A 25099-nucleotide genomic window follows, 5' to 3' on the forward strand; every position below is an offset into this window, starting at 1 on the left:
TATTATTAAAGGTTATTTTAACTTCGTTAATTATTTTGACAGGTATGCACAAATCTGCACAAGCTTCAGAAAAGAAATTTAAAGTCGTTACTACCTTTACGGTTATTCAAGATATTGCGCAAAATGTAGCTGGTGATGCTGCTATAGTAGAGTCAATCACCAAGGTCGGTGCGGAAATTCATGAATACGACCCCACCCCGCAAGATATTACCAAAGTGCTTTCAGCAGATTTAGTGTTATGGAATGGCCTTAATTTAGAACTTTGGTTTAAACGCTTTTTTGAAGATGTAAAAGATGTCCCATCCGTTGTTGTGACTGAAGGTATTGAGCCGATGCCAATCCGCGAAGGAAGCTATAAAGGTAACCCTAATCCACATGCTTGGATGTCGCCAACACTAGCCTTAATTTATATTGAAAATATTCGCGCGGCATTTGTCAAATATGATCCTAAAAATACGGCTACTTATAATAAAAATGCTGCTGATTATATTGCTAAAATTAAAGCGCTTGATGCACCATTACGCGAACGGTTGGCCAAAATCCCTGAGGCAAAACGTTGGCTTGTGACCAGCGAAGGAGCTTTTAGTTATCTAGCTCGCGACTATAATTTGAAAGAAGCTTACTTATGGCCAATAAACGCTGAACAACAAGGCACACCTCAGCAAGTTAGGCAATTAATTGATTTAGTGCGAGCAAATGATATTCCTGTCATTTTTAGTGAGAGTACTATTTCAGATAAACCCGCTAAACAAGTGAGCAAAGAAACCGATATTAAATATGGTGGCGTTTTGTATGTCGATTCGCTTTCAACTAAAAATGGTCCTGTTCCAACTTATATTGATTTGTTAAAAGTGACCGTTGAAACTATTGCTAAAGGATTTGAAAAATAATGACTCAAATTTGCTTGAAAGTTGATGATATCACGGTGACTTATAATAATGGCCATACTGCAATTTATGATGCTAGCTTTAACTTAAACGGTGGTACTATTTGTGCTTTAGTTGGTATTAATGGTAGTGGCAAGTCAACGTTATTTAAAAGCATTATGGGAATGGTTCGTCCAACCCGTGGACGTGTAACTTTTAATAATCTCTCAGTAAAGCAAGCTTTAAAGCAAAATATCATTGCCTATGTGCCACAAACCGAAGAAGTCGATTGGGATTTTCCTGTTCTGGTGTCGGATGTAGTAATGATGGGACGATACGGGCATATGTCTTTTTTACGTATTCCAAGCAAAGAAGACAAAAAACAAGTTGATATTGCTCTTGAACGTGTGAACATGCTTGATTTTAAGCATCGTCAAATTGGCGAACTTTCTGGTGGGCAAAAAAAACGAGTATTTTTAGCTCGAGCATTAGCTCAACAAGGTAAAGTGTTGTTGCTAGATGAGCCCTTTACTGGAGTTGATGTTAAAACCGAAAATGCCATTATTGATTTATTGAAAGATCTGCGTGAAGAAGGCCATTTAATTTTAGTTTCAACCCATAACTTAGGTAGTGTTCCTGAATTTTGTGATCAAGTGGTATTAATTAATCAAACCGTACTGGCCTTTGGTCCAACTAAAACAACTTTTACACCGCAAAATTTAATGACCACCTTTGGTGGTGCACTACGTTACCTTAGTTTATCAGGCGAGAAACTGCATGATGACCAAGATCCTCGTAAAGTATCCATATTAACTGACGATGAGCGTGCGGCTATTTTTTATGGCGAAGGTAAGCATGATTCCCCCCATCGAGATTTATTGATTGACCATCACGATAATAAACCCAAGGAGTAACAATAAATGGAACTTTTACTTGAACCATTTACCTACGATTTTATGCTTAAAGCAATTTGGGTAAGTAGTATTGTTGGCGCTGCTTGTGCTTTTTTATCGGCTTTTTTAATGTTAAAAGGTTGGTCACTAATGGGCGATGCGCTATCGCACTCTGTTGTACCTGGCGTTGCTGGTGCGTATGCACTTGGACTACCTTATTCAATTGGAGCATTTTTTACTGGATTACTGGCGGCACTCGCAATTACGTTGGTTCGTGCCTTTACACGCTTAAAAGAAGACGCCACTATCGGTTTTATTTTTTCAACTTTTTTTGCCGTCGGTTTGTTAATTATTTCGCTCAATCCAACATCTGTTAACGCACAAACTATTATATTTGGTAATATTCTTGGAATTGATGATAGCGATATGTGGCAAGTGCAAATCATTATTTTGGTATCATTTATACTACTTTTCTTTTTTTGGAAGGATTTGTTAGTTGTCTTTTTTGATGAAACTCATGCCAGATCGATTGGATTAAAACCATTAAAACTAAAAATCCTATTTTTTACTATTTTAAGCGCATGTACCGTTGCAGCATTACAAACAGTTGGGGCTATTTTAGTAATAGCTATGGTTGTTACCCCTGGGGCAACCGCTTACTTACTTACTAATCGATTTTCTCGGCTATTGATTATCTCGGTTCTTATTGGCACTGTAACTAGTGCTGTAGGTGCTTGGATTAGCTACTTTTTAAATGGAGAAACTGGTGGCGTTATTGTAACGCTACAAACGCTAATTTTTATTGCCGCATTTTTATTTGCTCCAAAGCAAGGACTTATTGCCAATCATCTTCAGATCCGTAAAAGCCGTTTAAATAAAGGGAGAAAGGTATGACAGAGTTTTGGGAATTTATCTACTATCCTCTGACCCTTCCTCTTATTCAGCGAGCAATTTTAGCTGCACTAGCAACTGGTATAGTTTGTGCTTTGCTTTCTTGCTTTTTAGTTTTAAAAGGCTGGTCATTAATGGGGGATGCAATTTCGCATGCGGTTTTACCTGGAATTGTGCTGGCCTATTTAGCAGGTATTCCCATTATAATTGGTGCTTTTGCTTCAGGCCTATTTTGCTCGGTTGCAACAGGTTACATCAAAGAAAACAGCCGATTGAAAGAAGATACCGTAATGGGGATTGTATTTTCGGGTATGTTTGCTTTTGGTTTAGTATTATTTTCAAAAGTAGATACTTCACAGCATTTAAATCATATCCTATTTGGTAGTGTACTTGGCACTAGTTATGACGAGCTTAAAAAGATCATATTTATTGCTACAATTGTATCAATCTTAGTTATTATAAAACGCCGCGATCTTATGCTTTACTGCTTTGATCCGCTGCAAGCCAAAGTGGTTGGACTACCAATTAAACTATTACATTATGGTTTATTAAGTGTGTTAGCTTTAACCATTGTAGGTTCGTTAAAAATAGCGGGTATGATTTTAGTTATTGCTATGCTGATAGCTCCAGGTATAACTGCTTTTTCGTTAACTAAACGTTTTGAATGGATGTTAGTAATTGCTGTGTTGGTTTCCACAATTTCAACGGTGGCGGGCACCTTGATAAGTTATTATGCAGATGCATCAACCAGTGCTTGTATTGTTATTTTGCAGGCAACCATATTTTTATTTGCTCAGGTTTATCAGTTTATTACTAGCAAAAAATTACGCCACTAAAATTATTCTTGTAACTATTGCAAAGAAGCCGTTTTTAGAAATACTTTTTTACAGCTATAAAAAAACAGCGTAATGATATTTTTAAGCCATTTTACGCTGTTATTATTAATTTAATTGTTATTCATCATCCAAATATTTACTATTATCTGCATAATTATCAAAACGTGAAAACTGACCTTGGAATTTTAATCGAACTTTCCCAATTGGTCCGTTTCGCTGTTTTCCTAGAATAATTTCAGCAATGCCTTTATGTTCTGAGGCTTCGTTATAAACCTCATCACGATAGATAAACATAATCACATCAGCATCTTGTTCGATAGAGCCTGATTCACGTAAATCAGAGTTAACTGGCCTTTTATCGGCTCGTTGCTCCAAACTACGATTAAGCTGAGATAGTGCAACAACAGGAACTTGTAATTCTTTAGCCAAGGCTTTTAGTGAACGCGATATTTCGGCAATTTCTAAAGTACGATTTTCAGAAATATTCGGTACACGCATAAGCTGTAAGTAATCAACCATTATCATACTTAAGCCTTTATGTTCCCGATAAATGCGTCTTGCTCTTGAGCGTAATTCCATTGGCGTTAAACCTGATGAGTCATCGATATAGATGTTTTTCTTTTCGAGCAATAGCCCCATTGTGCTTGAGATTCTTGCCCAATCATCGTCTTGCAGTTGTCCTGTTCGAATTTTTGTTTGGTCAACACGTGAAAGCGAAGCTAGCATACGCATCATGATTTGTTCTGAAGGCATTTCTAAACTGAATATTAATACTGGTTTTTCTTGTTCTAGCGCAGCATTTTCGCACAAATTCATAGCAAAAGTGGTTTTACCCATTGATGGCCTTGCCGCAATGATAATTAAATCGGAACGCTGCAAACCAGCCGTTTTTTTATCTAAATCGATATAACCTGTTGAAACTCCTGTCACACCATCATGTGGACGTTGAAACAACTCTTCGATTTTAGCTACCGTTGCTTCTAGCACTTCGGTAATACTTTTTGGACCTTCACCTTGTTTAGTTCGGCTTTCAGCGATTTGAAATATTTTACTTTCCGCCAAATCTAAAATTTCGGTACTATCTCGCCCTTCTGTTGCATAACAGTTATCAGCAATATCATTTGATGCACTAATTAATTCACGTAAAATCGCTTGTTGGCGAATAATATCACTATAAGCAACAACATTAATCGCACTTGGTGTGTTTTTTGAAAGTTCAGCCAAATAAGCAAAACCACCGACATCAGCTAAAACATCTTTACTTTCAAGGCTTTCAGAAAGGGTAATTAAATCAATTGGTGTACCTTTACTGACCAATGTATGCATTTCAGAAAAAATTAGTTGATGATGGCGCGAATAAAAATCGCGATCAGTGATCATTTCAGATACAGCATCCCAACGTTGATTATCAAGCATCAAGCTACCAAGTACTGCTTGTTCAGCTTCAATTGAGTGTGGTGGAAGCTTGATATTATGCAAGTTTGATTTTTTCGCTTCTTGATTTCTAGAATCTTTATTTGTGCTTGTTCGATCAGTTTTCATTACATTTATCTTTCTAATTTAATTAACTTTTTATTGTTTGCTTATTATCCAACTTATTTTAAAAATAATGGGCCTAATGCTTGGGTTGGTATTTGATATTCTGATGGATAATCCACCTGAACTAAATATAATCCTTCAGGTTTTGCTGTTGCAGCAGCTTTCGTTCTGTCTTTAGCCTGCAAAAGTTCGCTAATCCATTCTGGATGTCGATTACCCGCACCAACTTCAAGTAAACTGCCCACAATGTTACGTACCATATGGTGAACAAACGCGTTAGCTTTAATATCAACAATAATAAATTCACCTTGTCGCCAAACTTCGATATGATGAATATTACGCCAAGGTGTTCTTGATTGGCACTGCGCTGCTCTAAAGGATGAAAAATCATTCTCACCTAATAAATACTGTGCAGCTTGATGCATTAAGGTTTCATCCAAAGGTAAATAATAATGCGATACTCCTTTAGCTAAAATTGCTGTCCGATAACGATGATTATAAATCACATAACGATAACGCCGAGCAGTCGCACTAAACCGCGCATGAAAACTATCATCAACTACTTGTGACCAACGCACCGCAATATTATCAGGTAAATGAGAATTCACTCCCATTGTCCAAGCACTAGCTGAACGCATGACTTGGGTTTCAAAATGAATAACTTGACCAGTTGCGTGTACACCAGCATCTGTGCGACCAGCACAAAAGACGTTTATTGGTGAATTAGCAATTGTCGATAGTGCGGATTCTAGTCTTTCTTGAATAGAATCAACATGCTGCTGTCGTTGCCAGCCAAAGTAATTACTACCATCATATTCAATACCAAGGGCAATTTTATATATAGTCATTAATGAGGATCTCAAGTGTCTCAATTAACATTAATGCACCTAAATAACGAATATTATCAGCAACTGACCAAAATTGAATTTGTTCATAATGGCCGTAACTGTGTCTCAAATTAGCCAATTTAATAGTTAGCTGACCTTCAGACTCTATACTAACTTCGGTCACTGGAGTTGGCATATTATCGCTTTGCACTTCAACCCCAAACTCGCTAAAACGTGTCATATCTAACTCAATCGGTAAGCTACTTGATACATTAATAGCTTGTGACACCCCATAAAACACAGGCACAATCACTGACTCAATAGAGACAGGAAGTTCATAATTACTTAATATTTTACGAATTTGATTAACTTGTGACTTTTCACCTAATATTGAATCATCATGTTCGTGCGATACGGGTAATAAGTTAAATGCCAATTGCTTGTCAAATAACTGATTATCAACTGGCATACCATTTAATAAGCGAGCGCTCTGTCCAGCCAGCTCATCTACTCCTGGCTTACCATACAATGAGGCCGGAATAAAACTGGTGACATGTAAATTGGTTAATAACTCAATATCAGTTAAAGACGCAACACAACGCAATAATTGGCACACTGTGGCACTAGCTACAGCTATAATGTTTTCATTACGGTATTCAGTTAATACACTGTTATTAACTTTAGGTACTACTAATGGAATATGATCCTGCTGAGCAAAATAGCCACTTGCATCAATCACTACACAACCTGATTCTGCCGCAATTTGTGCATATTTTTCACTTGTTTCATAACCAGCAACAAAAAAGGCAAAATGGCACTGGCTCCAATCCATTTGTGCACTATCGGTAACAGTTAAATTTTTACCAGCAAAACGAACAACTTCACCAGCACTATTGTCACTACCGACCAAATAGAGATTTTCAATTTTTAGACTATTGTCTTGTAAACTACGTTGTTGTAATAATTCAACTAGCGCAGAACCCACTTGCCCTGTCGCCCCCACAATAGCAATATTCCATGCAGACATATTTATAAACCCAAATAAAAAATTTAACGGTAATTATATCACTATATTGTCAAAGATAGCGGAAAAAGATATATAACAATAGCATTAGATGAATAGATTTTATTTGGCTGTGACTCTGAACATTAAAACGATAAGCCATCATTAAGATGGCTTGATACTGAGTTTTTGATAATACTCGAAAATGAATTTATCAGTTTACATTTTCACCGGTTATTTGACTATTCAACTAATAAGATGATTTTTTAGTTTTCACCAATAATTAATTCTCTTTTACTAATAAAATTTATTCTCGCTTATTATATTGATTTCCAAATAATACTAATTGGCTAACTCATCTTCCACGTGTTTGATCGCCTGTCGATATTGATCAATTAAGCAAGTCAAAACTTTGTCTAAATAAGGTTCAATATCACTTTCATAAATCGGCGCGGATGTAATTAAACACGTTGTATTTATATTTTGTTGTAATGACAACAATGAATCTTGCTGTTGTTTTTTATTATCAAATAATTTTATTTTTTCCTTTAGTTGATCTTGATAATAACGATAGACTCTAAAATCAAGACTATAATCAGAAAGGCCATTTTTAACTGATTGATTAAACAGTGCAATGGACTCTTCTAATGTTAAACCATATTCAACAGCGCCTTCGTGAGAATTAGTATTAAATTGATTAGGATAGATAATTTGATAAGATGCTTCTGGCATTTCAATTAGCATCTCTTTAAGCTCAAATTTCATATTACTAGCGTCAATATTATAATGCTTCCATAATGTAGAAAAAGTCCCAGACTCATCCTCAATAGGTTCTGCTTTTATTGTCAATAATGTGTAAATATCGCCACTTGGAGCAATATAGTAATGCTGATAGCCATTCCAAAGATTAGGATTATTAGAAAAAGAATTATTTGCTAAAAAAAGTTTATCTATTACCTGATTTTTGCTAATTAAAGATAACGTAATATCTCGCCCCAAATTAGGTAAATTGTCCTCATTTTTGATCTTAGGATTAATTGGGTTAATGCTCAATTTTAGTTGAAAATCATTACCATTATAGACAAAAGGATCATCATTAATCAATTTATCTAACTGTTTAAAATCAAATTTTAAATTATTCAACGGACAACGATTATCATATCTTAACTTGTCTTGCTTATTTAATTGATTATATTCATCTTCATTTTTTGCACAATCTTGCTTCAATTGCTGCATATTAACACTAATAAAAAAAGGATCACCACGATATTTAGGGTTGATATCAAGTAATTGACCATAAGCACAATAACTAAATGTAAACAAAATTGTACTAAGTAAAAATTTCTTTATCATATAAGGTTCCTTTTTCTTTCCTTATCTCATAAGGACTCAATTCTATCTTTTTTATTAATAATAAAACACAAATTTTTACCTGATTTTCTAGTAATCAACTTTTTTGTTTCAGTATTTTTTTGAGAACTCATATTTATCTAAGCTGATTTTAATATCTTTGATAAATATTTTGGAACATAGATCGACAAAACAAAATCTGATCCCTTACAAATTAGCTTAATATCCGTAAAGTAATAAGCCACTTTAATCAAAATTTATTCGTTAATATGACAAAAATCACTCTATCGGATATTGCTACAAAAGCTAATATTTCAGTTGCTTCGGTTTCAAGAGTATTAAAAAAACCACATTTAACATCCCCTCAAACTCAACTACGCGTTTATCGAGCTATTGAGGAATTAAACATGGATACATCAAAAAATTTTAAATCCTTTCAACCAATACACAACAGTAAAAAGATATTAATTATTGATAATCAACTTTTTTCAAAAAGTTTAATCAACCTTGGTTTAGAGCAATTTTTAAAAAAAGAGCAGTATCAACTGTTTTATTTACAGTTTCCTTATAACAATAAAAGCGATATCCATCATATTATTCGTTATGTAGCCCAAAATGCATTTGACGGAATTATTATTATCAATGACGCCCCGTATTTAAAAACACTAATTTCTTATAAAAATACATTACCACCCATTGTTTTAGTTAATCACTTTTCGCTTGATTTTATCTGTGTTCACTTTGATCATTTATTGATCGGATATCAAATGACAAAATATTTAACTGACAATTCTCATACCCAAGTTGCTATTTTACTTAATAATGACCAATCAATGGATTCCGCACTTTTGTTAAAAGGTTATAAGCAAGCTTTGTTACGCGCAAATATTACTGTTGAACCTCGATATATTATTCAAGGATGTTTTACCTATCAGCATGCTAAATCAGCTATTAAAAAATTAATAAATGGCAGAAAAACACCATCAGCCGTAATTTGCGCCGACAATTTTAGCTTATCTTATTTAGATGAAATTTATTACAAAGACCTACACCATCAATCACCTGATAGCATGGTTTTAGGGGCGTTACATCAAGCCAATGAAAGTAAATCCAAACTAACTAAACCGCTCACTATCTCGTATTTTAGCGCTTCTAAAGAACTTAAATATAATGAATTAGATAATTTATGTAGAATTAATAAACCATTATTTAAAATGGGGCAAAAATCAGCAACTTTACTATGTGATATTATTAAAGACACAACAAGGTCTATTAAACATAATAAAATTATCAATGTTGAATCAATATTTTACTAATACTTATACTATCCCAAAATACATTTTTCCATTTTGTTTTTACTCTTGTCTTTCGCTTCTCATGATATCACCGCCACGGTTAACCCTGATTTTTTGCGTTCATACTCTCCTTGATACGTCGTTTTCGCATCTAAATTGGTATCATGAATTTTTTAATTTTAAAAGCATATTTAACAACCAATTTCGACAAGATGACCATTCATTTGGATAAAAATAATTACAATCAATGTCATCTAATATAATCTTTTGTAGTTCTTTCTCGCTATAAGAAGATTCTAACAATGATCGAATTTCTTTTGTAACTATCCTCTAAAATAGTACAGCAAAAAGTAGTAAATTCGCTTTGGTAAAAATAACAGAGTACCAAATCGTCTTTATATTAAAAGATAATTCAGGCAAGGATTTTCTGAACCTAATTTAGAATCACAACTTCTGCTGTACTATTTGCTTGTTTTTTACAGTGGGGTTTAAACTAAGCAAAACTAGTTGATGAATGTTGATATTAAACGCTTTGGCAATAATTTATTATTATGCATTATACCAGCGCCAATAAATTGCTTGCCTTGATAAATTCGCACTAAGGTTTCAACTTGCGTGGAGCTTTCAAGTTCAATGGTTCGTCCTAATAATATATCTTTACCTTGCGTATCGCTAAGGGTAACTTTTGGGCGATCTTGCAATGGGCTGTCAACGGGCATTAGTAGATCATCTTTAAGTTCGATATTTTGTAGCTGTTCTAAGGTGACCATGTTTTCAATCGGGTAGTTGGAAACTTGTAAACGCCTTAAATAAATAACATGTGCTCCGCAACCCAATAATTCACCTAAATCATCAATAATGGTTCGGATGTAGGTGCCTTTTGAGCAGTGTATTTCTAACGTTAATTCGTTTTTTATGGCATCAAATTGGATAAATTGATTTTCGTAAACGGTAATTGGTCTAGCTTCACGTTCAACCACAATACCTTGGCGAGCATATTGGTAAAGCGGTTTTCCTTGATATTTTAATGCCGAAAACATAGTTGGCACTTGTAAAATATCACCGCGAAAATGTGTTAAAGCTTGGTTGATTTGTGATTCAGTCACTTTAACAGGTTTGGTACATATAATTTGACCATCAGCATCAGATGTATCGGTTCGTTCTCCTAGTTTGGCGATCACACGATAACGCTTATCTGAATCCAATAAATATTGTGAAAATTTGGTTGCTTCACCAAAACAGATAGGAAGCATCCCTGTCGCTAGTGGATCAAGAGCTCCCGTATGCCCTGCCTTTTTAGCATTAAATAACCATTTTACTTTTTGCAACGCATCGTTTGATGTCATGCCTTGCGTTTTGTCTAGCAACAAAACGCCGTGAAGATCACGGCGAGTTTTTTTTATATTCATCATTTTTTATACTGAAACACATAGTTACCGGAAACTTTTTTACAGAGTTCAGGACTATTTTTTAATATTAATCTTTATGACGCTCATTATCTTGTTTGATAACATCCGCCACCAAACTCGACATTTGCATACCTTTAACTAGCGACTCATCGTAAAAGAATTTTATCTCTGGAATGATTCGCAAACGCATCGCTTTGCCAATTAAGGTTCGAATGTAACCTTTAGCATCATTAAGTACCGTTAATCCTTGTTCAATAACTTGTGGATCATCGTCATTCAAAAAAGTCACAAAAACTTTGGCATACGAAAGATCACGCGAGATATCAACGCCTGAAACAGTTACCATACCAAGACGAGGGTCTTTGATTTCTCGTTGTAAGATAATTGCAATTTCTTTTTGTAATTCATGCCCAACTCGAGATGAACGATTAAATGCTTTTGCCATATCTATTTTCCTTATAAATGAATAAGCAAGGACTATACCTTGCTTATAACATCAAATACGTTGTAATTAGATCGTACGTTTGATTTCGATAGTTTCAAAAACTTCAATCGTGTCGCCAACACGAACATCGTTGTAGTTACGCACACCAATACCACATTCGGTTCCATTACGTACTTCGTTAACATCATCTTTAAAGCGACGTAATGATTCAAGTTCGCCTTCATAGATAACAACGTTATCACGCAATACACGAATTGGGTTGTGACGTTTAACAACACCTTCGGTTACCATACAACCTGCAATTGCACCAAATTTAGGTGATTTAAACACATCACGCACTTGAGCAAGACCAATAATTTCTTGTTTGTATTCTGGTGCAAGCATACCGCTCATAGCTTGTTTAACTTCGTCAATTAGATCATAAATAACAGAGTAATAACGTAGATCTAAATTTTCTGATTCAATCACTTTACGTGCTGAAGCATCGGCACGAACGTTAAAGCCTAAAATGATCGCATTTGATGCAGCAGCCAGCGATGCGTCAGTTTCGGTTATACCGCCCACACCTGATCCAATAATTTTAACTTTAACTTCATCTGTTGATAGTTTAAGTAATGAATCAGAAATCGCCTCAGCAGAACCTTGAACATCTGCTTTTAGAACAATATTGAGTTCAGAAACATCGCCTTCTGTCATGTTGGTAAACATGTTTTCAAGCTTCGCTTTTTGTTGACGAGCAAGTTTTACATCACGGAATTTACCTTGTCGATAAAGCGCAACTTCACGAGCTTTCTTTTCATCACGTACAACAGTAGCTTCGTCACCAGCTGATGGCACTCCAGACAAGCCAAGAATTTCAACTGGTATTGATGGACCAGCTTCAGTCACTTCTTTACCTAGTTCATTACGCATCGCTCGGATACGACCGTATTCAAATCCACAAAGTACGATATCACCTTTACGCAACGTACCTGATTGAACAAGTACTGTTGCAACTGAACCACGACCTTTATCAAGGAATGATTCAATCACAACGCCGCTTGCCATACCTGTTTCGTACGCGGTTAATTCAAGCACTTCAGCTTGTAGTAAGATGGCTTCAAGTAGTTGATCAATACCAGTACCTGCTTTAGCAGACACATGAACAAACTGAGTATCACCACCCCAATCTTCTGACATCACGCCATATTGTGCAAGTTCGCCTTTTACACGCTCTGGATCAGCTTCAGGTTTATCAATTTTGTTAACAGCAACAACAATTGGTACATTTGCCGCTTTAGCATGTTGGATTGCTTCTATAGTTTGTGGCATTACACCATCATCAGCAGCAACAACAAGTACTACAATATCCGTTGCTTTAGCTCCACGAGCACGCATTGAGGTAAATGCCGCATGCCCAGGAGTATCTAAGAAGGTAATTTCACCGCTTGCCGTTTTAACATGATAAGCACCAATGTGCTGAGTAATACCGCCAGCTTCGCCTGATGCGACTTTTGCTTTACGGATGTAGTCAAGTAATGAGGTTTTACCATGGTCAACGTGTCCCATAATGGTAACAACTGGTGCGCGCGAAACTTTTTCAGCGCCTGTATCACGGTCGCTCATGAGTGATTCTTCAAGTTCATTCTCACGACGTAATACCACTTTATGTCCCATTTCTTCAGCCACTAATTGTGCCGTTTCTTGGTCGATAACCTGATTAATGGTTGCCATTGCTCCCATTTTCATCATGGTTTTGATCACTTCGGAACCTTTTACTGCCATTTTATTCGCTAATTCAGCAACGGTAATGGTTTCACCAATAACAACATCACGATTAACTGCTTGGACAGGTTTAGTAAAACTTTGTTGCAACGTGCTTTTACCTTTCTTTTTATTATGGCCGCCACGAGTCACAGCTCGAGCTTCTTCACGTTCCGCTTTGCCTTCTGATAACTTGTTGCCTTTTTTCTGTTTAGTTTGTTTAGTATTTCGACCACGTCCACGAGCGCTTTCAACTTCACGATCAGTTTCATCTTCTGCTGCTCTAGCGTATTTAGAGGTTGTCACATGATAATCTTCATCTTCTGTATGATCACTATCATCAACTTCATTATATTGTTCTGCTAGCTTACGAGCTTCTTCAGCCATACGCTTGGCATCTTCCTCTAATTTTCGACGATTTTCTTCTTCCGCTTTACGTTTAATTTCATTCGCTTCAGCTTCTAATCGTGCTTTTTCTTCTTGCGCTTTTTTTACTTTTGGATCAACTGCTCGCTCTTGTGCCGCTTTCGCTTTTTCCTCTTGAGCACGCTTTTTCGCTTCTTCTTCAGCTTTCTTTTCTTTTTCTTCCGCTTCTTTACGCGCTTTTAATTCGGCTTCTTGTTTCGCTTTTAATTCTGCTTCTTGGCGAGCTTTTTGTTCAGCTTCTAAGCGTGCTTTTTCTTGCTCCGCCGCAATTTCAGCTGGATCGCGTTTAACAAAAGTTCGTTTTTTACGAACTTCTACTTTTATTTCTTTGCTTTTGCCACCACCGCTCGACACATTTAAGGTTGAGTGCGTCTTACGTTGCAATGTTAACTTTGTTGGACCTTGCTGAGGTTTTAAATGAGCAAGCAAAGCTTCTTTCTCCTTTTGTGTGACAGTGTCTGTTGCAGATTTCTTCATACCTGCATCAGCAAACTGTTGCAAAAGTGTTTGCACTGGTGTATTGATTTCTTGAGCCAGTGTTTCTATTGATACTTTGGTCATGTATTACTTTTCCTCAATTATTCATCTGCAAACCAACAAATATTACGAGCAGCCATAATAAAATCGCCAGCTTGTTCGTTTGTTATACCTTCAATTTCAGCTAAATCATCAGTACCTTGTTCTGCTAAATCTTCCAAAGTAATGATGTCATGTTGTACTAATTGATAAGCTAACTCTTGTGTCATACCAGGTAGATTTAGCAAATCTTGAGCTGGTTGTTTTTCGCCACTATTTGCTAGTGCAAGTGTTGTTAATGCATCTTTTGCTCGCGTTCTTAATGCTTCAACAAGATCTTCATCAAGTTCTTCAATTTCAAGCAATTCGTCAACTGGCACATAGGCAAGTTCCTCAAGTGAGGTAAAGCCTTCTTCAACTAATAGCTGTGCAAGCCCTTCATCAATATCAAGATGTTTAATCAAATTATTGATTGCAGCAAAAGATTCTGCATGATGTTTTTCTTGTAAATCTTCGTTACTCATCACATTTAGTGTCCAGCCAGTAAGCTGTGAAGCTAAACGGATATTCTGACCATTTCGACCAATGGCTTGTGGTAAAGTTTCAGCATTGACGGCTACATCCATGGTGTGTTTGTCTTCATCAACAACAATTGAAACAACATCTGCCGGCGCCATAGCATTAATTACGTATTGTGCAGGATTATCGTCCCATAAAACAATGTCAATACGTTCTCCACCAAATTCATTAGATACTGCTTGTACGCGCGCACCACGCATACCAACGCAAGCACCAACAGGGTCAATACGACGATCATTACTACTAACTGCAATTTTAGCACGTGAGCCAGGATCACGAGCCACGCCTTTGATGTCAATCATCTCTTCACCAATTTCAGGGACTTCAATGCGGAATAACTCTTCCATCATTTCAGGGTTTGAACGGCTAATGCATAGTTGTGCAGGTTTATTATTTTGTTCTACAAGATATAAAATACCACGGACACGATCGCCTATGCGGAAGTTTTCACGCGGTAACATATCATGGCGTGACATCATTGCGTCTGCATTGTTACCTAAATCAAGAATCACGCTATCGCGATTGGTTTTTTTGACAATTCCAGTCACAATATCACCAATACGATTTCTAAACATGTCAATGATCATTGCACGCTCAGCTTCGCGTACCTTTTGTACAATAACTTGTTTTGCTGTTTGTGTGGTTATACGGTCAAAAGCAACGGATTCAATTTGCTCTTCAACGTAATCGCCAAGTTTAACAGATGGGTCTTCGTATTGTGCAGCGTCTAATGTCATTTCTTTAGTTGGTTGCGTAACTTCATCAACAACAAGCCAACGGCGGAAAGTGTCGTAATCACCTGTTTTGTGATCTATTTTAACAACAACGTCAATATCAACATTATGCTTCTTTTTTGTGGCCGTTGCTAATGCGGTTTCTAAAGCTTCGAAAATTTTATCACGCGTAAGTGCTTTTTCGTTTGATACAGCTTCAACAACAGCTAAAATTTCTTTATTCATCCTTTACATCCGTACTCTATTTAAGGTTAAAATTAGGTACAATATTCGCTTTTTGAATATTACTAAAAGCAAATACTTCATCTTTATCATCTACAGTTAATGTAATCATTTGGCTATCGATAGACTTAATTCGTCCTTTCCATTTACGGCGATTAGCAACAGGTATACGTAGACTGACTGTAACTTCTTCACCAATAAACCGCTGATAATGCTCAAGCGTAAACAAAGGTCTGTCCATTCCTGGTGATGAAACTTCAAGATTGTAAGCATCTTTGATCGGGTCTTCTACATCAAGCACCGCACTGATTTGACGGCTTGCATCAGCACAATCATCAACCGTAATACCATTTTCACTATCAATATAGACTCGTAGTATAGGATAACGACCACGAATATATTCAACTCCGACTAATTCAAAACCAAGTGCATTAACTGGCTCTTGGATAATATCGGTTAATTGTTGTTCTATATTAGCCAAACAAACCTCCACAGCAGAAAATAAAAAAGGGCATAAAGCCCAACATTCTTTTTAAACTTACGCTTAAATCACTACACGAAAAAAAGCCTCGACATGCGAGGCTTACATTCAAAAACTAACTATAATGAAGCCACTTTATTCGAACTTTCAGACAATAACAGGATAAATTGGTTTATGAATGAAAATTTAAGTGGTTGCGGGGGCTGGATTTGAACCAACGACCTTCGGGTTATGAGCCCGACGAGCTACCAAGCTGCTCCACCCCGCGATAGATGAATGAGAATTATACGGCATTTTAAATAAAATGCAACTGCAAATCACACTGATTTTATCAGTAAATTTAAAATTATTAAAAATATGCTACACGTCAATTTTAATATATATACCACTTAACTTAAGCATAATTGTTTAACTTATATTGGCACAATAATTCCATTTTCAAGCCTATTATTGTGCCCACTATTTAGTACCATAAAGTAATATAAATTACTTGCTAGTTGCCTGTTTCATTGATTGAACAAATTTGGCTAATTGACTAAGCATTTGTTCGGGATTGTCGAGGTTTTTCTCAATAATCTTTACTGTTGCCGATCCGCTAATTGCCCCAACTGCACCGGATTTAATCGCTTCGCTAACTTGAGTCGGTTCTGAAATACCAAACCCTTGTAACGCAGGTGGAGCGCCAAACTCAACTAATTTTTTGATCAGATGGGTAAGCGGTTTGTTAGCTCGATTTTCAGCACCAGTAACACCTGCTCGTGATACCAAATAGGTATAACCTTTGCCTTGCTTAGCAATACTTTGAATGACTTTATCATCAGCATTTGGTGGACAAATAAAAATCGGTGCTATATTGTATTTTTCGGCGGCCACTGTAAATTCTTGTGCATATTGAGCTGGCAAATCAGCAATCAATACTGAATCAACTCCCGCTTTGGCACACTTGGCATAAAAGTCGTCGATACCATTTTTGAAAACTAAATTAGCATAAATAAGTAATCCTATTGGAATATTGGTGTATTGCGCTCTGACATTGGTTAAAATTTCAAAACACTTTTCAACTGTTATTCCTGCTTTAAATGCCCGAATATTGGCATTTTGAATAGTTGGACCATCGGCCATAGGATCTGAAAATGGGATCCCTAGCTCTAGTGCATCAGCGCCAGATTCAATTAAAGTTTGAATGATTTTAAATGACAGTTCTGGCGTTGGATCACCAACTGGAACAAAAGGAACAAAAGCACCTCGTTTTTCGGCTGTTAATGTTGCAAACAGTTTTTGATAACGGCTCATTCTATTTCTCCTTTTGCTTTTAAAATATCATAAACGGTAAAGATATCTTTATCGCCACGCCCTGACAGGTTAACTATTAGTAGCTGTTCTTTAGTTGGATTTTCTTTTATCATTTTCATAGCATAAGCTAATGCGTGTGATGATTCTAACGCAGGAATAATACCTTCATGCCGTGATAACGCTTTAAATGCATCAAGCGCTTCATCATCAGTAATTGACACATAATCAGCACGACCAATACTATCTAAATACGCATGCTGTGGACCAACTGATGGAAAATCTAACCCTGCCGATATTGAATAAGATTCTTCAATTTGTCCTTCTTCCGTTTGCATCATCGGTGATTTCATACCGAAATAGATGCCAAGCTTACCATGCTTTAACGAAGCGCCATGTTCGCCACTTTCAATCCCATGACCTCCTGGCTCTACACCAATTAATTTGACGGATTTATCATCAATAAAATTAGCAAACATACCAATTGCGTTTGAACCACCACCAACACAGGCAATGACTGCATCAGGCAAACGTCCTTCTTTTTCAAGGATTTGTTGTTTAGCTTCACGGCTGATCATTTGTTGAAATTCACGTACAATTGTTGGAAAAGGATGCGGACCTGCTGCAGTACCTAACATATAATGTGCTTTTTCATAACTGCCAGACCAATCACGTAATGCCTCGTTACACGCATCTTTTAACGTTGCTGATCCCGTTTCAACTGGGATGACTGTTGCGCCCATCAACCGCATTCTAAATACGTTAGGTGCTTGGCGTTTAACATCTTTTGCACCCATATAAATTCGGCATTTTAAGCCAAGTAGTGCGCAGGCTAAAGCCGAAGCAACACCATGTTGCCCTGCACCTGTTTCGGCTATAATTTCAGTTTTGCCCATTCTTTTAGCAAGCAATGCTTGTCCTAAAACTTGGTTAGTTTTGTGTGCACCACCATGCACTAAATCTTCTCGTTTTAAGTAAAGCTTGGTTTTGGTGCCTGCCGTTAGATTTTTACATAAAGTTAATGCTGTTGGTCTACCAGCATAGTTAACTAATAAATCGTTAAACTCTTTCTGAAAGTTTGGATCGTTGATTGCAGAGATAAAAGCATCTTCAAGTTGTTCAAGCACTGGCATTAATATTTGCGGGACATATTGCCCACCAAATTCGCCAAAGTAAGGATTTAATTTAGACATAACCATTCCTTTTTTAAATTAAAAAATTAAATTTGTTCAAATACTGCTTGGATTTTCTGTTTATCTTTAACTCCTGGTGAAACTTCAACCCCTGAATTAAGATCAACACCAATCACATTCGTCGCTAAAGCTGATTTAATATTTTCTGGATTAATGCCTCCAGCTAAAATGACATTATTTAGATCTTGATTATCAAGTAGCGACCAATCAAAGCTTTTTCCTGTACCGCCTGCACCATGATCAAAGATATAACGAGACACTAATGGATTGGCATGTTCAGGTACAGCACCATCAATACTTAATGCTTGCCAAATTTGACAAGTTTTGGGTAATTCTTGGCGCAATGTTTTGATATAGTTTGCATCTTCATCTCCATGCAGTTGCACTGCATATAAAGATAACTGTTTTGCTATTTGGCATACGGTTTCAATATCTTCATTTCGAAATACACCAACCCAATTAAGCGGTGCTGCAACAATAACTGTTCGAGCCTTAATTGGCTGTATATAACGTGCTGAATTTGTGACAAAAATCAAACCACCATAAACTGCACCAGCTTGATAAGCACTAACAGCATCTTCGGGACGTGTTAAACCGCATACTTTATTTTCGCCTAACATCACCTTACGAATTGCCAAAGTTAAGTTTGGTTCAGACATTAACGCACTGCCAATTAAGAATCCATCTGCAAAACGACTCAGTTCTTTAACCTGATTGTGAGTATAAATACCCGATTCACTAATAATAATGCGATCGTTAGGAATTGATTTGGATAAGGCTTTTACCCGATTTAGATCAACCGTCAAATCCCTTAAGTTACGATTATTAATACCGATTACTTTCGCACCCAGTTGTATGGCTCTTTCAACTTCGTTTTCAGTACTAGCTTCTGTCAATATCCCCATATTGAGCTTATGAGCAATGTTACTTAGATGACGGTATTCATCATCCGTCAATACAGATAGCATTAATAGTACTGCGTCAGCTTGATAATAACGCGCTAAATAGATCTGATATTCATCAATAATAAAGTCCTTACAAAGCACGGGTTGTGTGATTTCATTACGAACTATGGGTAAAAATTCAAAGCTACCTTGAAAATATTTTTCATCAGTCAATACTGAAACTACTGAAGCATAATCTTTATAAACTTTAGCAATAGCGGCTGGATAAAAATCATCCCGAATCAATCCTTTTGATGGCGACGCTTTTTTACACTCTAAAATAAAAACCGTTTTAGGTTGATTTAGCGCTTGATAAAAATTGCGATCACTAGGGAATATCGCTGATTTAAAGGTATTAATTGGCTTTACTGCTAACTGCTCAGTTAACCATGTTTGTTTATCGTCAATGATCTTTTTTAGTACTGTTGCCATTTCAACATTTTTTACTAATGCTGCAATTGCCATGTTATTCTCCACTTATTATCTTGCTGCTAGTTGTTGTAATAATGCATAAGGTTTACCACTTTGCATCATTTCAATTGCCCGTTGTGCATTTTGTTTTAAATTTGACTCGCCAAATAAGCTCATTAACATCGCAACATTAGCGGCAATTGCTGATTGGTGTGCTGGTTTTCCGTGACCTTGTAAAATGGCAATTAACATATCACGATTCTGCTCAGGTGTACCCCCTTCAATATCTTTTAAGGTAAATGTTGGCAAGCCAAAATCGTCAGGTTTAAGCGTAAAATAACGAATTTCACCATCTTTAACTTCAGCAACGTCAGTTTCGCCATGAATAGCAACCTCGTCCATACCTGCGCCATGCACCACATAAGCATGTTTATAATTAAGCATTTTTAATGTTTCAGCAATCGGTTGGATCAAATCTAGATGATACACGCCTAATAAAATACGTTTAGGACGAGATGGATTAATCAACGGCCCTAACACATTAAAAATGGTCCGAGTTTTTAATTGTTGGCGTATTGGTGCTGCATGGCGAAAACCTGAATGATATTGCTGGGCAAATAAAAAGCACACGCCAAGTTCATCTAATGCCTGACGAGATGTTTGTGCTGACATATTTAATTTAATGCCTAAGGCAGAAAGCACATCGGAAGAGCCTGATTTACTTGATACACCACGATTACCATGTTTAGCCACTTTATAACCCAATGCTGCAGCCACAAAAGCACTAGCTGTTGAGATGTTAATGCTATTGGTGCCATCCCCCCCAGTACCAACAATATCAGTAAAATCATAGTCTGGAGAATCAAAATGATCGGCATTCTCAAGCAATGCTAAAGCTGCCCCTGCTATTTCATCCGGTTTTTCACCACGAACTTTCATACTAATTATTGCGGTAGCCAATACAGTTGGTTCAATCTTACCTTGAATAATTAAATTAAATAGTATTTTACTTTCCTCTTGTGTAAGGGTTTGCCCTAAATATAATTTATTAACAATAGGTTGAATATTATACTCTTGCTTATCAACAATAGCTTCCTGTTTTGGCTTCTCTTGTTTTTGTGGAGGATTTAGTGCCCATTTAATAGTTTGTTCTAATAATTCTACACCTTGAATGGTTAATATCGATTCTGGATGAAATTGAAAACCACAAACCCGATCCTCATCATTACGAACTGCCATTACAATATTATTGCAAAGCGCATTGATGGTTAGTGTTTTTGGAATATTTTCACCTTTTAAAGAGTGATAACGAGCCACCGGTAGCGGATTTGGTAATCCTTTAAACATCGCTTGCTCATCATGCTCAATTAAAGATGCCTTACCATGCAAAATATCGCCAGCTGGCACAATCGCTCCACCATAGGATTCCACAATAGCTTGATAACCAAGGCAGATACCAATAATAGGCAATTTACCTTTTAAACGTTTTAACAGTTCTGGCATGCATCCAGCGTCACTTGGCGCTCCTGGACCTGGTGATAACATTAAAATAGGGTTTTGCATTTGTGACAATTTTTCAATAATTACATTTGCAGGGATAGTATTTCGATAAATCGTCACACAATGCTTACTATTACGTAATTGATCGACCAAGTTATAAGTAAAAGAATCAATATTATCAATAAATAAGATATTAGCCATTAGAATACACCTTCTACATTATGCGCTGCCATGATAGCTCGAATAACTGCACGTGCTTTATTACGTGATTCATCAGATTCTGATTGTGGCTTTGAATCTAGCACCACACCACTGCCAGCTTGTACTGTCGCTATGCCATCTTCGACATAGGCACTTCGAATCACAATACAGGTATCAAGATCGCCATTCGCGGTAAAATAGCCAACAGCACCACCATAGCTACCACGTTTAACTTTTTCTGATTCAGCAATTAATTGCATCGCACGAACTTTGGGTGCTCCTGTTAATGTTCCCATATTCATAGTGGCTTGATAAGCATGAAGCGCATCTAAATCACTGCGTAACTGACCAACCACACGCGAAACTAAATGCATCACAAAAGAGTAACGATCCACTTTTAACAAATCTTTAGTATAACGAGTACCGGGTTTACAGATACGCGCTAAATCGTTGCGCGCTAAATCAACTAACATTAAGTGTTCGGCTAGTTCTTTTTTATCGGTGCGCATTTCAAGTTCTAACCTACTATCTAAATCAAAATCAACTTCACCATTTGTGGTTAATCCACGTGGACGAGTACCGGCAATTGGGTAGATTTCAACTTGATTAGTTGCTTTAGTATACTTAAGTGCACTTTCAGGTGAGGCTCCAAATAACACAAAATCACTATCTTGCATATAAAACATGTAAGGGCTTGGATTATTGGTTTTTAATACCTGATAAGCCGATAATGGCTCAGGGCAAGGTAATTTAAAACGCCGTGAAGGTACTGCTTGAAAAATTTCCCCCTGCTCAATTGCATCTTGCATTTTTTTGATAACTGTATTGAAATCATCATCACTTTTATTACATGTCACATCAATATTAGTAAGGGACTGAGTATGGATGGCTTTCATTGGGCTATTTAATGTTGCTTGTAAATTAGTTAACCGTTGTGTTAAGCGCTCAGTTTCTTTTGAATCAGAAGTGAAAACCGTCGTTTTTAAAATGGATTTATGATCTTTATGATTTATTTCTAATATTGTTTCAGCTAAATAAAAACAGAAATCTTGACAACGCTGCTCTGTAGGTAAATTAGGTAAATTTTCAAATCCAGCGACAAGGTCGTAACAAAATAGCCCACCAACAAAAATCGCATCTTGACCACATTGTTCAGGGATATTCACAATAGTCAATAATGTGCGTAATGCATCAAAAACTGATAGCGACTTTAATCTTGAATCTTCATCTTGCATACTATCAATAGTGGGAAATACCAATTTAAGTGTTTGTTCATCCACTTGTACATTATCTAACTTGTCTGTAAAAGCCTGTTGTAATAAAGGTAATAGCTTTTCACCATTTGTGGTCAATGCCTTAAAAGTCACTTCATTATTTATTGCCGAAATACGTAATGCACTATCGACAATCATGACACTTTTAATTCCTTGCTTATTATCAATTTCGGCTGATTCTAGTAACAACGTTGCCGGTTTACTATCGCACAATTGATAAAACACTTGAGTTGGATCTTGATAATAACCAATGGTTTGGGTTATTTGTGTTAATGTCGGCTTATTCATTGTTGGCTCTCTACATTTAAATTTTTATTTAGCTGATTCGTTTAACATCCAAAAACTAAAAAACCCGCATAAAGCGGGTTGTGTAAAAAAGACAATACATCATTACATCACCCGCAAAAGGTAACGCACCACCAACCAAAGCTGGTGAATTGACGAGTAATAAGATGTAAATATTGTGCTTTCATAATTTTTATCGATTAAAAATAAATTTTGTACTATTAAACTAGTTCAATGATGTAATGTCAAGTGAATATTTTGTGCACAGCAATAAAATTGCTATGGGTGAGTGATTGTGATTTTTTATAAAGGACACAACAAAAATGTATGCGTCCTTTTACCAAAATTAGCGCAATGGCATTTCCGATTGCACAACTTTAATGTGCTTAAGTTTTGATTCTGATTTCGACCTCCTAACATGGTTTGTAATCCACAATTTATGATAAGGTTGGCACTGTGGCCCTAAATAGATCTTATCAAGATAACCTTCTACTTTTTGACCATAATTCACAAACAAACTATTGGCATAATCATAATCAGCTGGTGCTTGAATTTTTTTATCAGCAATATGGGTAATATAAATCATTCGGCATTCATCTTCGTCTTCAAACGCCGCATGTTTAATTAAGCAAGAAATGGGCATTATTGCTAAATTGATTAATTGATCGAGATTGCTAAGTGCTTTCAACTTCTTTTTTCCTTTTAATTTTTTAATGATTTCCCTTATCTTATTTAAATTATTTCGAATTTTTGCTATTTTATCTTCTTCACCCAATGAGTCTATATAATTATTCCATTCCTCCTCAATCGTCTTAGGTGGACTACCTTGGTGTTCCAAGTAAAAAGAAAATTTATTACGTTTTGCAATACTAATATATTTACTATTAGGATCAAAATAGAGACAACGGAATAATGGTAAAGGCTCTAAAGAACATATATTGTTAGAGTCTCCATCATCTTTATTCTCTTCAGAATCGCTTTTGGTTACTTTCACTTTTGTATCATAACTTAAAAGAGCAACACTATCAGGATTGATACTATTTTCAACTTCCTTGCCAAAAAAAGATTCATTAAACACCAGACTAACACCTGAACCAATAATATTGTTTTCATTGCCATATAAACGAAATTGATTTAAACAGTTATGGTTAAAGGTAAAACTGGTTAAAAAACTTTTTATTTCACTATTGGGATCGTTGTTCATACCTAACCAATTGCTGAGTAGTTGGTTTTCGGTTGGATCATTCATAAAATCGACAACATTTAAACGAACATGACTATCATTTTTTAAAAGCTCAAATAACACACTAGGATTGGTATAGTGTGCAACCCGTCGTTCAAATTGTTGCGCAGGTTTGCTTTTTGACTTGCCTAATTTAAAAGTAACAAGCAATTCCTTTTGAATTTTCTCAGTTAATTTTCTTATTTGACAAATAGGCTTGATAACTAACTTATCTCGTTCCTCTCTAGTTTTAAATAAATCGTTTTCTTCAATATTAGATACGGCTAACATGATTTGGGCTATCACAAAATTTTCGAATAATTCATTTATATAACCCACCTTTTGATAATAATCACCAGCTAAAGCTGGTTTTGAATTAGTAGTTTTTTTGTCAAAATAAACAAAATCTCCTAATGCACAATTAGCTACATTAAAAATAACAGGATTGTTACTATTACAGCATTGTAAAAAAGCTTTATAAGCCTTTTTAGGCTCATTTTTTTCATCTTGGTAAATCCTACCTAAATTACATTGTGCTAGAGCATAGACTTCAGCATTATCCTCTCTTTCAACCTTGTTATAATATAATTCTGCCTCTGCTATATTTTTTTTATCTTTATTAAAATGGTAAATCCTACCTAAATTAAATTGCGCTAGAGCATAGGCTCCGGCATTATCCTCTTTTTTAACCTTGTTATAATATAATTCTGCCTGCTCAATATTC

General features: G+C 36.1%; 19 protein-coding genes, 1 tRNA gene, 1 pseudogene and 1 other annotated feature. Of the genes and pseudogenes, 5 read left to right on the forward strand and 16 right to left on the reverse strand.

Annotated elements, in window-relative coordinates:
• Positions 1 to 44 precede the first annotated feature (44 nt).
• From ACGH49_RS05790 to ACGH49_RS05805, 4 genes are read left to right on the forward strand one after another with little or no spacing between them, the layout of a single operon-like run.
• Positions 45 to 890, forward strand: a complete 846-nt coding sequence (locus ACGH49_RS05790) for a metal ABC transporter substrate-binding protein (protein WP_411588597.1) — start codon at positions 45 to 47, stop codon at positions 888 to 890.
• Positions 890 to 1780: a manganese/iron ABC transporter ATP-binding protein gene (locus ACGH49_RS05795; RefSeq protein WP_411588584.1), complete on the forward strand. Its 891-nt coding sequence runs from the start codon at positions 890 to 892 to the stop codon at positions 1778 to 1780. Before ACGH49_RS05790 ends, ACGH49_RS05795 begins: the two co-directional genes overlap by 1 nt.
• Positions 1781 to 1786: 6 nt before the next feature.
• Positions 1787 to 2653 carry a metal ABC transporter permease gene (locus ACGH49_RS05800; protein WP_065560161.1) on the forward strand — a complete coding sequence of 289 codons (867 nt, stop codon included), beginning with the start codon at positions 1787 to 1789 and terminating at the stop codon, positions 2651 to 2653.
• Positions 2650 to 3486 carry a metal ABC transporter permease gene (locus ACGH49_RS05805; RefSeq protein ID WP_411588586.1) on the forward strand — a complete coding sequence of 279 codons (837 nt, stop codon included), beginning with the start codon at positions 2650 to 2652 and terminating at the stop codon, positions 3484 to 3486. Before ACGH49_RS05800 ends, ACGH49_RS05805 begins: the two co-directional genes overlap by 4 nt.
• A 117-nt stretch (positions 3487 to 3603) precedes the next feature.
• Here the strand turns inward: ACGH49_RS05805 and dnaB are convergent, their stop codons facing one another.
• From dnaB to ACGH49_RS05825, 4 genes are all read right to left on the reverse strand, one after another.
• The gene (gene dnaB / locus ACGH49_RS05810) at positions 3604 to 5028 is read right to left on the reverse strand and encodes a replicative DNA helicase (protein WP_034909856.1); all 1425 of its coding nucleotides are present in this window, start codon (positions 5026 to 5028) and stop codon (positions 3604 to 3606) included.
• A gap of 53 nt (positions 5029 to 5081) precedes the next feature.
• Positions 5082 to 5873 carry a tRNA pseudouridine(38-40) synthase TruA gene (truA, locus tag ACGH49_RS05815; RefSeq protein WP_296210562.1) on the reverse strand — a complete coding sequence of 264 codons (792 nt, stop codon included), beginning with the start codon at positions 5871 to 5873 and terminating at the stop codon, positions 5082 to 5084.
• The gene (locus ACGH49_RS05820) at positions 5860 to 6879 is read right to left on the reverse strand and encodes an aspartate-semialdehyde dehydrogenase (protein WP_297223887.1); all 1020 of its coding nucleotides are present in this window, start codon (positions 6877 to 6879) and stop codon (positions 5860 to 5862) included. The genes truA and ACGH49_RS05820 overlap by 14 nt, the downstream gene beginning before the upstream one ends.
• A gap of 318 nt (positions 6880 to 7197) precedes the next feature.
• A complete protein-coding gene (locus ACGH49_RS05825; protein ID WP_411588587.1) occupies positions 7198 to 8208 on the reverse strand; it encodes a hypothetical protein in 1011 nt (336 codons plus the stop codon).
• Positions 8209 to 8474: 266 nt separating this feature from the next.
• Between ACGH49_RS05825 and ACGH49_RS05830 the strand changes: the two genes are divergently transcribed.
• Positions 8475 to 9521, forward strand: coding sequence for a LacI family DNA-binding transcriptional regulator (locus ACGH49_RS05830; RefSeq protein WP_065560166.1), 1047 nt, complete (start codon positions 8475 to 8477; stop codon positions 9519 to 9521).
• A gap of 482 nt (positions 9522 to 10003) precedes the next feature.
• Here the strand turns inward: ACGH49_RS05830 and truB are convergent, their stop codons facing one another.
• The 12 genes and pseudogenes from truB to ACGH49_RS05890 form a co-directional block, all read right to left on the reverse strand.
• The gene (gene truB / locus ACGH49_RS05835; protein WP_366940240.1) at positions 10004 to 10909 is read right to left on the reverse strand and encodes a tRNA pseudouridine(55) synthase TruB; all 906 of its coding nucleotides are present in this window, start codon (positions 10907 to 10909) and stop codon (positions 10004 to 10006) included.
• A gap of 67 nt (positions 10910 to 10976) precedes the next feature.
• Positions 10977 to 11354 (reverse strand): 30S ribosome-binding factor RbfA, encoded by a 378-nt coding sequence (gene rbfA, locus ACGH49_RS05840; protein ID WP_065560170.1) that lies wholly within the window; start codon positions 11352 to 11354, stop codon positions 10977 to 10979.
• Between the two features lie 66 nt (positions 11355 to 11420).
• Positions 11421 to 14084, reverse strand: coding sequence for a translation initiation factor IF-2 (gene infB / locus ACGH49_RS05845; RefSeq protein ID WP_411588588.1), 2664 nt, complete (start codon positions 14082 to 14084; stop codon positions 11421 to 11423).
• Positions 14085 to 14101: 17 nt separating this feature from the next.
• The gene (gene nusA / locus ACGH49_RS05850; protein ID WP_411588589.1) at positions 14102 to 15577 is read right to left on the reverse strand and encodes a transcription termination factor NusA; all 1476 of its coding nucleotides are present in this window, start codon (positions 15575 to 15577) and stop codon (positions 14102 to 14104) included.
• A 16-nt stretch (positions 15578 to 15593) separates the two neighbouring features.
• Positions 15594 to 16055 (reverse strand): ribosome maturation factor RimP, encoded by a 462-nt coding sequence (gene rimP / locus ACGH49_RS05855; protein WP_065560173.1) that lies wholly within the window; start codon positions 16053 to 16055, stop codon positions 15594 to 15596.
• 191 nt (positions 16056 to 16246) lie between these two features.
• Positions 16247 to 16323: transfer RNA gene (locus ACGH49_RS05860), tRNA-Met, on the reverse strand.
• Between the two features lie 218 nt (positions 16324 to 16541).
• A complete protein-coding gene (gene trpA / locus ACGH49_RS05865) occupies positions 16542 to 17348 on the reverse strand; it encodes a tryptophan synthase subunit alpha (protein WP_411588590.1) in 807 nt (268 codons plus the stop codon).
• The gene (trpB, locus tag ACGH49_RS05870) at positions 17345 to 18538 is read right to left on the reverse strand and encodes a tryptophan synthase subunit beta (protein WP_065590104.1); all 1194 of its coding nucleotides are present in this window, start codon (positions 18536 to 18538) and stop codon (positions 17345 to 17347) included. The genes trpA and trpB overlap by 4 nt, the downstream gene beginning before the upstream one ends.
• 26 nt (positions 18539 to 18564) lie before the next feature.
• Positions 18565 to 19947: a bifunctional indole-3-glycerol-phosphate synthase TrpC/phosphoribosylanthranilate isomerase TrpF gene (gene trpCF, locus ACGH49_RS05875; RefSeq protein WP_411588591.1), complete on the reverse strand. Its 1383-nt coding sequence runs from the start codon at positions 19945 to 19947 to the stop codon at positions 18565 to 18567.
• Positions 19948 to 19962: 15 nt separating this feature from the next.
• Positions 19963 to 21594 carry a bifunctional anthranilate synthase glutamate amidotransferase component TrpG/anthranilate phosphoribosyltransferase TrpD gene (gene trpD, locus ACGH49_RS05880; protein WP_411588592.1) on the reverse strand — a complete coding sequence of 544 codons (1632 nt, stop codon included), beginning with the start codon at positions 21592 to 21594 and terminating at the stop codon, positions 19963 to 19965.
• The gene (locus tag ACGH49_RS05885) at positions 21594 to 23156 is read right to left on the reverse strand and encodes an anthranilate synthase component 1 (RefSeq protein WP_411588593.1); all 1563 of its coding nucleotides are present in this window, start codon (positions 23154 to 23156) and stop codon (positions 21594 to 21596) included. The genes trpD and ACGH49_RS05885 overlap by 1 nt, the downstream gene beginning before the upstream one ends.
• 54 nt (positions 23157 to 23210) lie before the next feature.
• Positions 23211 to 23296 (reverse strand) — a sequence feature (Trp leader region).
• Positions 23297 to 23499: 203 nt separating this feature from the next.
• Positions 23500 to 25099 (reverse strand): annotated as a pseudogene (locus ACGH49_RS05890) (hypothetical protein); the annotation flags it as partial.

This window comes from Gilliamella sp. BG7, from assembly GCF_046635565.1.
GTDB classification, from domain to species: Bacteria; Pseudomonadota; Gammaproteobacteria; order Enterobacterales; family Orbaceae; genus Gilliamella; species Gilliamella apicola_P.

Coding starts and splice junctions, on each gene's coding strand:
- trpB (WP_065590104.1), bottom strand. CDS start 18,538: ATGTCTAAATTAAATCCTTACTTTGGCGAATTTGGTGGGCAATATGTC.
- nusA (WP_411588589.1), bottom strand. CDS start 15,577: ATGAATAAAGAAATTTTAGCTGTTGTTGAAGCTGTATCAAACGAAAAA.
- infB (WP_411588588.1), bottom strand. CDS start 14,084: ATGACCAAAGTATCAATAGAAACACTGGCTCAAGAAATCAATACACCA.
- trpCF (WP_411588591.1), bottom strand. CDS start 19,947: ATGGCAATTGCAGCATTAGTAAAAAATGTTGAAATGGCAACAGTACTA.
- ACGH49_RS05820 (WP_297223887.1), bottom strand. CDS start 6,879: ATGTCTGCATGGAATATTGCTATTGTGGGGGCGACAGGGCAAGTGGGT.
- ACGH49_RS05830 (WP_065560166.1), top strand. CDS start 8,475: ATGACAAAAATCACTCTATCGGATATTGCTACAAAAGCTAATATTTCA.
- rbfA (WP_065560170.1), bottom strand. CDS start 11,354: ATGGCAAAAGCATTTAATCGTTCATCTCGAGTTGGGCATGAATTACAA.
- trpD (WP_411588592.1), bottom strand. CDS start 21,594: ATGGCTAATATCTTATTTATTGATAATATTGATTCTTTTACTTATAAC.
- ACGH49_RS05885 (WP_411588593.1), bottom strand. CDS start 23,156: ATGAATAAGCCGACATTAACACAAATAACCCAAACCATTGGTTATTAT.
- truA (WP_296210562.1), bottom strand. CDS start 5,873: ATGACTATATATAAAATTGCCCTTGGTATTGAATATGATGGTAGTAAT.
- ACGH49_RS05795 (WP_411588584.1), top strand. CDS start 890: ATGACTCAAATTTGCTTGAAAGTTGATGATATCACGGTGACTTATAAT.
- trpA (WP_411588590.1), bottom strand. CDS start 17,348: ATGAGCCGTTATCAAAAACTGTTTGCAACATTAACAGCCGAAAAACGA.
- ACGH49_RS05800 (WP_065560161.1), top strand. CDS start 1,787: ATGGAACTTTTACTTGAACCATTTACCTACGATTTTATGCTTAAAGCA.
- ACGH49_RS05805 (WP_411588586.1), top strand. CDS start 2,650: ATGACAGAGTTTTGGGAATTTATCTACTATCCTCTGACCCTTCCTCTT.
- ACGH49_RS05790 (WP_411588597.1), top strand. CDS start 45: ATGCACAAATCTGCACAAGCTTCAGAAAAGAAATTTAAAGTCGTTACT.
- ACGH49_RS05825 (WP_411588587.1), bottom strand. CDS start 8,208: ATGATAAAGAAATTTTTACTTAGTACAATTTTGTTTACATTTAGTTAT.
- dnaB (WP_034909856.1), bottom strand. CDS start 5,028: ATGAAAACTGATCGAACAAGCACAAATAAAGATTCTAGAAATCAAGAA.
- truB (WP_366940240.1), bottom strand. CDS start 10,909: ATGAATATAAAAAAAACTCGCCGTGATCTTCACGGCGTTTTGTTGCTA.